The organism is Deinococcus metallilatus, assembly GCF_004758605.1.
Lineage (GTDB): Bacteria > Deinococcota > Deinococci > Deinococcales > Deinococcaceae > Deinococcus > Deinococcus metallilatus.
In genome coordinates, this window is sequence record NZ_CP038512.1 from 2,337,045 (window position 1) to 2,345,000 (window position 7,956).

General features: G+C 66.8%; 10 protein-coding genes (1 of these 10 cut by a window edge). All 10 read left to right on the forward strand.

From position 1 onward, the window contains the following. The first annotated feature begins 170 nt into the window (after positions 1-170). On the forward strand, positions 171-2,456 hold the full coding sequence (locus tag E5F05_RS17250) for a heavy metal translocating P-type ATPase (RefSeq protein ID WP_129119859.1): 2,286 nt from the start codon (positions 171-173) through the stop codon (positions 2,454-2,456). Between the two features lie 9 nt (positions 2,457-2,465). Next, positions 2,466-2,717 carry a glutaredoxin family protein gene (locus E5F05_RS17255; RefSeq protein WP_129119860.1) on the forward strand — a complete coding sequence of 84 codons (252 nt, stop codon included), beginning with the start codon at positions 2,466-2,468 and terminating at the stop codon, positions 2,715-2,717. Next, complete coding sequence (locus tag E5F05_RS21750; RefSeq protein WP_241687212.1) at positions 2,714-3,115, forward strand: ZIP family metal transporter; 402 nt, start codon at positions 2,714-2,716, stop codon at positions 3,113-3,115. Before E5F05_RS17255 ends, E5F05_RS21750 begins: the two co-directional genes overlap by 4 nt. Next, positions 3,112-3,441 carry a ZIP family metal transporter gene (locus tag E5F05_RS21755; protein WP_241687213.1) on the forward strand — a complete coding sequence of 110 codons (330 nt, stop codon included), beginning with the start codon at positions 3,112-3,114 and terminating at the stop codon, positions 3,439-3,441. Before E5F05_RS21750 ends, E5F05_RS21755 begins: the two co-directional genes overlap by 4 nt. Positions 3,442-3,500: 59 nt before the next feature. After that, positions 3,501-3,863, forward strand: coding sequence for an ArsR/SmtB family transcription factor (locus tag E5F05_RS17265; RefSeq protein WP_129119861.1), 363 nt, complete (start codon positions 3,501-3,503; stop codon positions 3,861-3,863). A gap of 388 nt (positions 3,864-4,251) precedes the next feature. Next, positions 4,252-4,707, forward strand: coding sequence for an acyl-CoA thioesterase (locus E5F05_RS17270; protein ID WP_241687214.1), 456 nt, complete (start codon positions 4,252-4,254; stop codon positions 4,705-4,707). Continuing rightward, on the forward strand, positions 4,697-4,921 hold the full coding sequence (locus E5F05_RS17275; RefSeq protein ID WP_129119862.1) for a hypothetical protein: 225 nt from the start codon (positions 4,697-4,699) through the stop codon (positions 4,919-4,921). The genes E5F05_RS17270 and E5F05_RS17275 overlap by 11 nt, the downstream gene beginning before the upstream one ends. A gap of 4 nt (positions 4,922-4,925) precedes the next feature. Further along, positions 4,926-5,354: a class Ib ribonucleoside-diphosphate reductase assembly flavoprotein NrdI gene (nrdI, locus tag E5F05_RS17280; RefSeq protein ID WP_129119863.1), complete on the forward strand. Its 429-nt coding sequence runs from the start codon at positions 4,926-4,928 to the stop codon at positions 5,352-5,354. Then, the gene (nrdE, locus tag E5F05_RS17285) at positions 5,333-7,420 is read left to right on the forward strand and encodes a class 1b ribonucleoside-diphosphate reductase subunit alpha (protein ID WP_129119864.1); all 2,088 of its coding nucleotides are present in this window, start codon (positions 5,333-5,335) and stop codon (positions 7,418-7,420) included. Before nrdI ends, nrdE begins: the two co-directional genes overlap by 22 nt. A gap of 79 nt (positions 7,421-7,499) precedes the next feature. Further along, a protein-coding gene (locus E5F05_RS17290) for a ribonucleotide-diphosphate reductase subunit beta (RefSeq protein ID WP_129119865.1) crosses the window boundary here: on the forward strand, positions 7,500-7,956 show its beginning. The gene runs 557 nt beyond the window's last position; 457 of the gene's 1,014 nt are visible here — the first part of the coding sequence; its start codon is at positions 7,500-7,502; the stop codon falls past the right edge of the window.

Consider the following 7,956-nt stretch of genomic DNA (forward strand, 5'->3'; position numbering starts at 1 on the left):
AAAACCCCGCACCGGGCGGGGCTGTTCTTCGCTGGTGGACCTGAATGGTGAGGCGTCAGATTGCCCTTCAGCTTCTCCACCCTTCTCACTGCAAGAACGAGCCAGCCGCCAATCCAGTCCCATATCTGAACAACCATACATATGAGCTTCTGCTCAGGTATAGTAGGACCATGACCTCCTCGCCTGCCCGCCCGGACCCGGCAGCACCCGGCGCTGCCCACCTGACCTACTTCGTGGACGGCATGGACTGCGCGAGCTGCGTGCAGAAGGTGGAGCGGATGGTCGCCACCCTCCCCGGCACCGCCGATGTGAAAACCAGCTTCACCAAGCAGACGTTGAGCCTGGACCTCGACGAGACGCAGACCGGGCGCGCCACCCTGGAACGGAATCTCAAGGCCCTGGGATACACCCCCTCCCTGCTGCAACAGCCGAAGAGCACCGTTCCTCAGGCAGAGGCCGTCAAGCATGACCAGAGCGGTCACGACCACACGGGCCATCATCACCACGACCACGCCGGGCATGTTCACGAGGCACCCAGGCCCGGGCAGCCCTGGTACGCCAGCGGGCAGGGCAAGTTGGTGGTCACCTCCGGGGTCCTGCTGGCCCTCGCCTGGCTCTTCGGCTTCATCGAGCCGCGGTTCGCCACCTACGGGTACATCGCGGCCACCTTACTCGGCGTGTGGCCACTGGCGAAAAAGGCTGTTGCCAGTGCCCGCCTCGGGGACCCGTTCAGCATCAACATGCTGGTCAGCCTCGCGGCCATCGGCGCGGTCCTGATCGGTCAGGCCGCCGAGGGCGCGGTGGTCGTGTTCTTCTTCGCGGTTGGTGAATTGCTGGAAGGGGTGGCCGCCGGACGCGCCCGCGCGGGGATTCAGGCGCTGGCGGCCCTCGCGCCCAAGACCGCCCTGCTGGTCGAGGGGGGCAGCACGCGCGAAGTGCCCGCCGATGTCCTGGCTGTCGGCCAGACCGTGCAGGTCAATCCCGGTGCCCGCGTTCCTGCGGACGGCACCATCCTGACCGGCACCTCCAGCCTCGACGACAGCCCCGTGACCGGGGAAAGCGTGCCGGTGACGAAGAGCGCCGGGGACAGCGTGTACGCGGGCAGCATCAACACCGACGGCGTGCTGACGGTACGTGTCGAAAAGGCCGCGAGCGACAACACCATCGCGCGCATCATCCACCTCGTCGAGGAAGCCGAGGGCAGCAAGGCGCCCACCGCCCGCTTCATCGACCGCTTCAGCCGGTATTACACACCGGGCGTGGTGCTGGTGTCCGCGCTGGTAGCCCTGGTGCCGCCGCTGCTGTTCGGGGCAGCCTGGCACACCTGGCTGTACAAGGGCATCGCCCTGCTGCTGATCGGCTGCCCCTGCGCGCTGGTGCTCTCGGTGCCCGCCTCCATCACCAGCGCCATCAGCGCCGGGACGCGGCGCGGCCTGCTGATCAAGGGCGGCGCGGCGCTGGAGAGCATCGGCACCGTCAGGACCGTCGCCTTCGACAAGACCGGCACGCTGACCGCTGGCAAACCCCGCGTGACGGACGTGGTGGGGCTGGACCTTGACCGGGACGAGGTGCTGCGTCTGGCTGCCGCCGTGGAATCGGGCAGCAGCCACCCGTTGGCGAAGGCGATCACGGACGCGGCGAAGCAGGCGAAGCTGACTCTTCCTGCCGTGACCGACGCCCAGGCCCTCCCCGGCAAAGCAGTGACGGCGACCGTCCTGGGCCGGACCCTCAGCGTCAGCTCTCCCCGCCATGCCGCGACCGTGGCGACCCTGCCGGGTGCCCTTCAGGAGCAGATCGGGGCCTTCGAGGAACAGGGCCGCACCGCCGTCGTGCTGCTGGAGGGGAGGGCCCCGCTCGGCGTGCTCGCCATCCGCGACGAACCTCGCCCGGACGCCCGCACGGCCATCGCACAGCTCCACAGCCTGGGCGTGAACACCGTCATGCTGACGGGGGACAACGCCCGCACCGGGCAGGCCATCGCCCGCGACCTGGGGCTGGACGTGCAGGCGGAACTGCTGCCGGAAGACAAGTTGCGCCTGATCGCGGACCTGAAAGCGGAGGGTGGAGTGGCGATGGTCGGGGACGGCATCAACGACGCGCCCGCTCTCGCGCAGAGCGACGTGGGCATTGCGATGGGCGGCGGGACGGACGTGGCCCTGGAAACCGCCGACGCCGCCTTGCTTCAGGAGCGCGTTACCGGCGTGGCCGATCTGGTTTCCCTCTCACGCGCCACCATGAGCAACATCAAGGCCAACATTGCCTTCGCGCTGGGCCTCAAGGCGATCTTCCTGGTCACGACGCTGCTGGGCTACACCAACCTCTGGATGGCGATTCTGGCCGACACGGGGGCGACGGCGCTCGTCACCGCCAACGCCCTGCGCCTGCTGCGCTGGAAAGGCCGTGAAACTCCGCCCGCCCGGAACCCCCTGTCCCACGCCACACCGCGCCGCGCCTGAGGAGATTCCATGTCGGCCATCACCCTCTACACCGTCCCCCACTGTGCGGACTGCGAGGCGATCAAGCGGCTGCTCCAGCACCACGGGGCGACCTACACCGAAAAGAACGTGCGGGGCGACCCGGAGGCGCTGGCGGAGATGCAGCGGCGGGCGAAGGTCCGGGTCGCTCCCGTCACGGTCATCGGTGAACACGCTTTCTACGGCCCCTTTGACGAGCAGCGCCCCCGGATTCTGGCGGCCCTCGGCGCAGGGGCTTCTTGAGCGCCCCTCTCCAGCAGATTCTGGCGCTCACCCTGATTCCGGTGGCGGCCACCATCCTGGGCGGGGTGGTGGCCAGCTTCCGCACGCCTGGCGAGCGGTTTCGCAGCTTCGTGCAGCACTTCGCGGCGGGCGTGGTGTTCGCGGCGGTGGCGGGTGAACTGCTGCCCGAGATCACCCAGGGGCATCAGCCAGCCGGTGTGGTGATCGGCTTCGCGCTGGGCGTGGTGGTGATGCTGCTCGTCCGGGCCTTCGCCGAACGCCTGGAAGGCGCGGAAGAGAACCGGGACAACGCCGGGAACCTCGGCCTGATCGCCGCCGTCGGGATTGACGTGCTGATTGACGGCCTGCTGATCGGCGTGGGCTTTGCGGCGGGGCCCGGGTCGGCACCCTGCTGGTGATCGCCCTGACCCTGGAGCTGCTCTTCCTGGGCGTCTCGGTGGCCTCCAGCCTGGGGCAGTCCGGCGCGTCCCGCAGCCGCGTCATCCTGACGGTCACGGGATTGAGCCTGCTGGTCATCCTGGGTGCTCTGCTGGGCGGCACGCTGCTTCAGGGCCTCACGGGCCTGGCGCTGGAGATCGTGCTGGCCTTCGGTGCGGCGGCCCTCTTGTTCCTGGTCACCGAGGAACTGCTGACCGAGGCGCACGAGGTGAAGGAAACGCCGCTGATCACCGCGGCCTTCTTCGCGGGGTTCGTGGCCCTCTATCTGCTGGAGCTGGCTTCGTGAGGCCGCCGGGAGGTGATGGGATGACGTTCCCGCTGTCCGGCCTGCGCTATGGTCAGGACATGAGAACCGCTTCTCAAGATGACGTGTGCGACGTGCCGTGCGTCCATCCCGAGGCGGTGGCCCGTGTCCGGTCAGCCCTGCCCGACGCCTCCTGTGTGGAGGCCGCCAGCACCCTGCTCAAGGTCGTGGCCGATCCCACCCGGCTGCGGATGCTCAGTGCCCTGAATATCGAGGAACTGTGCGTGTGCGACCTGGCCAACATCGCGGGGATCAGCGAGAGTGCGGCCAGCCACCAGTTGCGCCTGCTGCGCGCCCACCGCCTGGTGACCTCCCGCAAGGAGGGCCGGGTGGTGTACTACCGGCTGCTGGATGGGCACATCACCAGCCTGATCGGGAGCGCCATCGAGCACGCGAACGAATGAACAGCCCGGTGACCCTGGCTGACCGGGGAGACGCCCTCTCAGGCTCCAGGGGTGACCGACTTGATTGTGAGACGTACAACATCTAGTATCCCCTGGTGCTTTCACGCTGAAAGCCTCCGCAGGAACTGAGGGAAGTCCGGTCACACCCCCCGGGTGATGGGTTGGGGGGGTTCAGTCCGGCACAGTCGCGCTACGGTCACAGTCCGAACGCTCGCCTCGCGGAGAACAACTCCTCGCGTGCCCTCGCGTCAAGGGCGTCAGGTGGACCGATGCTGCGAAGTTAACCCCGAATTGAACGTGCCCTGAACCGGGTACGTCTTTTTTGTTGGCACGGGCCGCCCGCCCTGGCTGCCTCCCACCGTTTGCCTTTTTGCCTGGAGCTGACCTGATGACTGAACTGCACGGCGCCATGCCTGGCCCTTCCCGGCGTTCCCCTGTTCCACCCCTCCCCAGTCAGAACGAAACCCGGATCACGCACGTCGTGTTCCCCGGCACCACCAACCACCACGGCACGCTCTTCGGCGGGGAGGCGCTGGCGTACATGGACAGCGCCGCCTTTATCGCGGCCACGCGGCACTGCCGCCGCAAGGTGGTCACCCGGCACCTGGACGCCATGGAGTTCCGCCGCCCCATTCCCCAGGGCACCCTGGTGGAACTCGTCGCCCGCGTCGTGGCGACCGGGCGCACCAGCATGACCGTGCGGGTGGAGCTGTTTATCGAGGACATGTACAGCGATGAGCGCGAACTGGGCTGCACCGGCACGTTCGTCCTGGTGGCTCTGGGGGGCGACGGACAACCCACGGAGGTCCCACCCCTGCAGGAGAGTGAAGCGGATGGCGGCTGACCATCCCTGGACGCTGCTGCTGACCGGTGTGGCCCGCGGCCGGGGCGGCACGGCGATGGTGCTGGAACTCCTGGCCGTCCTGCACGAACAGGGCCTTCTGACGGAGGAGCAGGTGGGGCGTGTGGTGAATGCGCTCGCGGCCGATATGCGGGACTTCGATGCACAGCTCGTGAAGGCGGAACTGCGTCCCTCCTCAACGGCCCTGAAAGGTTGACGGCGTGCAACTGGTCTTCGATTCCCTCACCGGCAATGTGCGCCGCCTGGTGGGCCGGGTGGCCCGGCAGGTCGGCGGAGTGGCCGTGCTGGACCTCCGCCGGGACAGGCCGGAAGGCGACTTCCTGCTGCTGACGTACACCTTCCACCGGGGAGCGGTCCCTGACTCCACCCGCGCCTTTCTCGCCCGGCACAGCCACCGTCTGCTGGGCGTGGTGGCGAGCGGGTCCTACCACTGGGGCGAGCACTTCGCCCGCGCGGCGGACCTGATCGCCGAGGAGTACCACGTGCCCGTCGTGGCGAAGGTGAACAAGAGCGGCACCGACGCTGATGTCGCCCGGATCGCCCGCTGGGTGCAGAACCGCCAGAAGCTCGCCTCTCCCTTCCCGCTGCCCCCCTTCCCGGAGGACCTATGGAACCCTGGATCGAACTGAACAACAAGGTGCTGTCCGGCACCCAGGTGGACACCCGGCACGACCTGGACGCCTTGCAGGTGTACTTTCAGGAGAAGGTCAACCCGAACACAGTCTTTTTCCATGACCTGAAGGAGAAGATCCGTTACCTGACCGAGCACGGCATCTGGGACCCCGCCGTCTTTGAGCGGTACACCCACGAAGAGGTGCAGGCCGTCTTCGAGCGCGCCTACAGCTATAAGTTCCGCTTCCGGGCCTTCATGGGCGCCTACAAGTTCTACAGCGAGTACGCCACCATGACGCCCGACCGCAGCAGGTGGCTGGAACGCTACGAGGACCGCATGGCGATCACCGCACTGAGCCGCTCGGAGAGTCCCGGAGACGCGCTGGAACTCGTCCACCACCTCGTGAACCAGACCTTCACTCCGGCCACGCCCACCCTGATGAACAGCGGCAAGGCGAACACGGGCCGCCTGGTGAGTTGCTTTCTCTTGCAGGACTGCACTGACAACCTAAATTCCATCACGAAGACGCTGTCCTTCGTGGCGGAACTCAGCAAGGGGGGCGGCGGCATCGGGGTGGACGCCAGCAATTTGCGCGCCCGGGGCGAGAGTCTGCGCGGTATCCAGAACGTCACCAAGGGCGTGATGGGTGTGGCGAAGATGCTGGACAACATGTTGCGCTACGCCGACCAGGCGGGGCAGCGTCCGGGAGCGGGGGCCGTCTACCTCAGCGTGATGCACGCCGACTTCCTCGACCTCCTGAACGCCAAGAAGATCGCCACCGACGAGGACGCCCGGCTCAAGACCCTCAGCGTGGGCGCGACCATCCCCGACATCTTCATGGAGAAAGTGCGCTCGGGCGAGGACATCTGCCAGTTCTACCCGCACTCGCTGTGGCAGGAAACCGGGCTGGCGTTCACGGACATCGACTGGACGCGCGACTATCAGGCCCTGGCCGACAACCCCCGCATCCGCAAGAAGCGCGTGTCGGCCCGGCGGGTGCTGGAGGACATCGCCATCACGCAGGGCGAGAGCGGTTACCCCTACCTGCTGTTCGAGGGCAACGCCAACCGCGCCAACCCCATCCCCAACGTGGGCAGCATCAAGATGAGCAACCTGTGCAGCGAGATTCTGCAACCCACCCTGCCCAGCACCTTCCACGCCTACGGGCAGGAACACAAAGACCAGATTGGCCTGGACGTGTCGTGCAACCTGGCCTCGCTGGTGATCGAACAGACCATGAAGAGCCGCGACATCGGGCGGGTGGTGCGCTCGGCGGTGCGGCTGCTGGACAACGTGGCCCGCTCCACGAGCGTGCATGAGGTCCCCGCCGTGAAGAAAGCCAATGAGGAGATGCGCTCCATCGGCCTCGGCGCGATGGGCCTGCACTCCTTCCTGGCCGCGAATGAACTGATGTACGGCAGCCCCGAGGCGCTGGAGTTCGTGGACGTGTTTTTCGCCGCCGTTCACTACCACGCGCGCAAGGCCAGCATGGAGATCGCCCGCGACACCGGTTTCGTCTTCCGGGGCTTCGGGGGCAGCCGCTACCAGAGTGGTGAACACTTCGCCCAGTACCTGGAGCGCGACTTCCTGCCGCAGACGCCCGAGGTGGCCGCCCTGTTTGAGAGCCACCAGCTTCCCACCCGCGAGGACTGGCAGCGGCTGGTGCAGGACATCCGGCAACACGGCCTGGCGCACTCCTTCGTGATGGCGGTCGCGCCCACCGGGAGCATCAGCTACGTGTCGCACGCCAGCGCCAGCCTCATGCCGGTCACCGAGAAGGTGGAGACGCGCACCAGCAACAAGGCGCGCACCATCTACCCCATGCCGCACCTCAATGAAACCACCGAGTGGTACTACGAGGAAGCCTACGACATGGATATGCGCCGGGTGCTGGACACGGTGGCTGCCGCGCAGCGACATGTGGATCAGGGCATCAGTTGCACCCTGTTCGTGCCGGGCAACGTCACCACCCGCACGCTGCAAAGCTACTACCTGTACGCCTACCGCCTGGGCATCAAGACCCTGTATTACACCCGGCTGCGCAAGTCCAACGTGCAGGACTGCCTGAGCTGCGTGGTGTAGGGCGGCTGGCCCCGCTGTCTGAGGGCCGAAGAGGCGAAGGGTCCAAGACGTTCTTTCACCGCGCTGGAGGCGCAGTCACATGTCGCACATCCCTTTTTCGGCCACCAACTGGTCTGACCCGGAAGATCACTTCTCCGCCACCTTCTACGAGAAGTACACGTCCCAGTTGTGGTTCCCCGACGAGATTCCCCTCACGAACGACGCGCTGGTCTGGCAGGCGCTGGGGGAGGATGAACGCTGGACCTACATTCACGCCTCGGCGGGCCTGAATGCGCTGGACACCTTGCAGGGCGAGGTGGGGATGCCCGCGCTGCGCGGCCTGGTGGACGGCCACATCCGCAAGGCCACCCTGCAATTCCAGGGCATGATGGAGGACATCCACGCCCGCAGCTACAGCCTGATGAACAAGACCTTCCTGACGACCAGCCAGGAGCGCGAGGTCTTCGAGTGGGTACGCACGCAGCCGCACCTGCAATTCAAGATAGGGTTCATTCAGGACGTGTTCCAGGACCCGGACGTGTCCCGGCTGGGCCTCT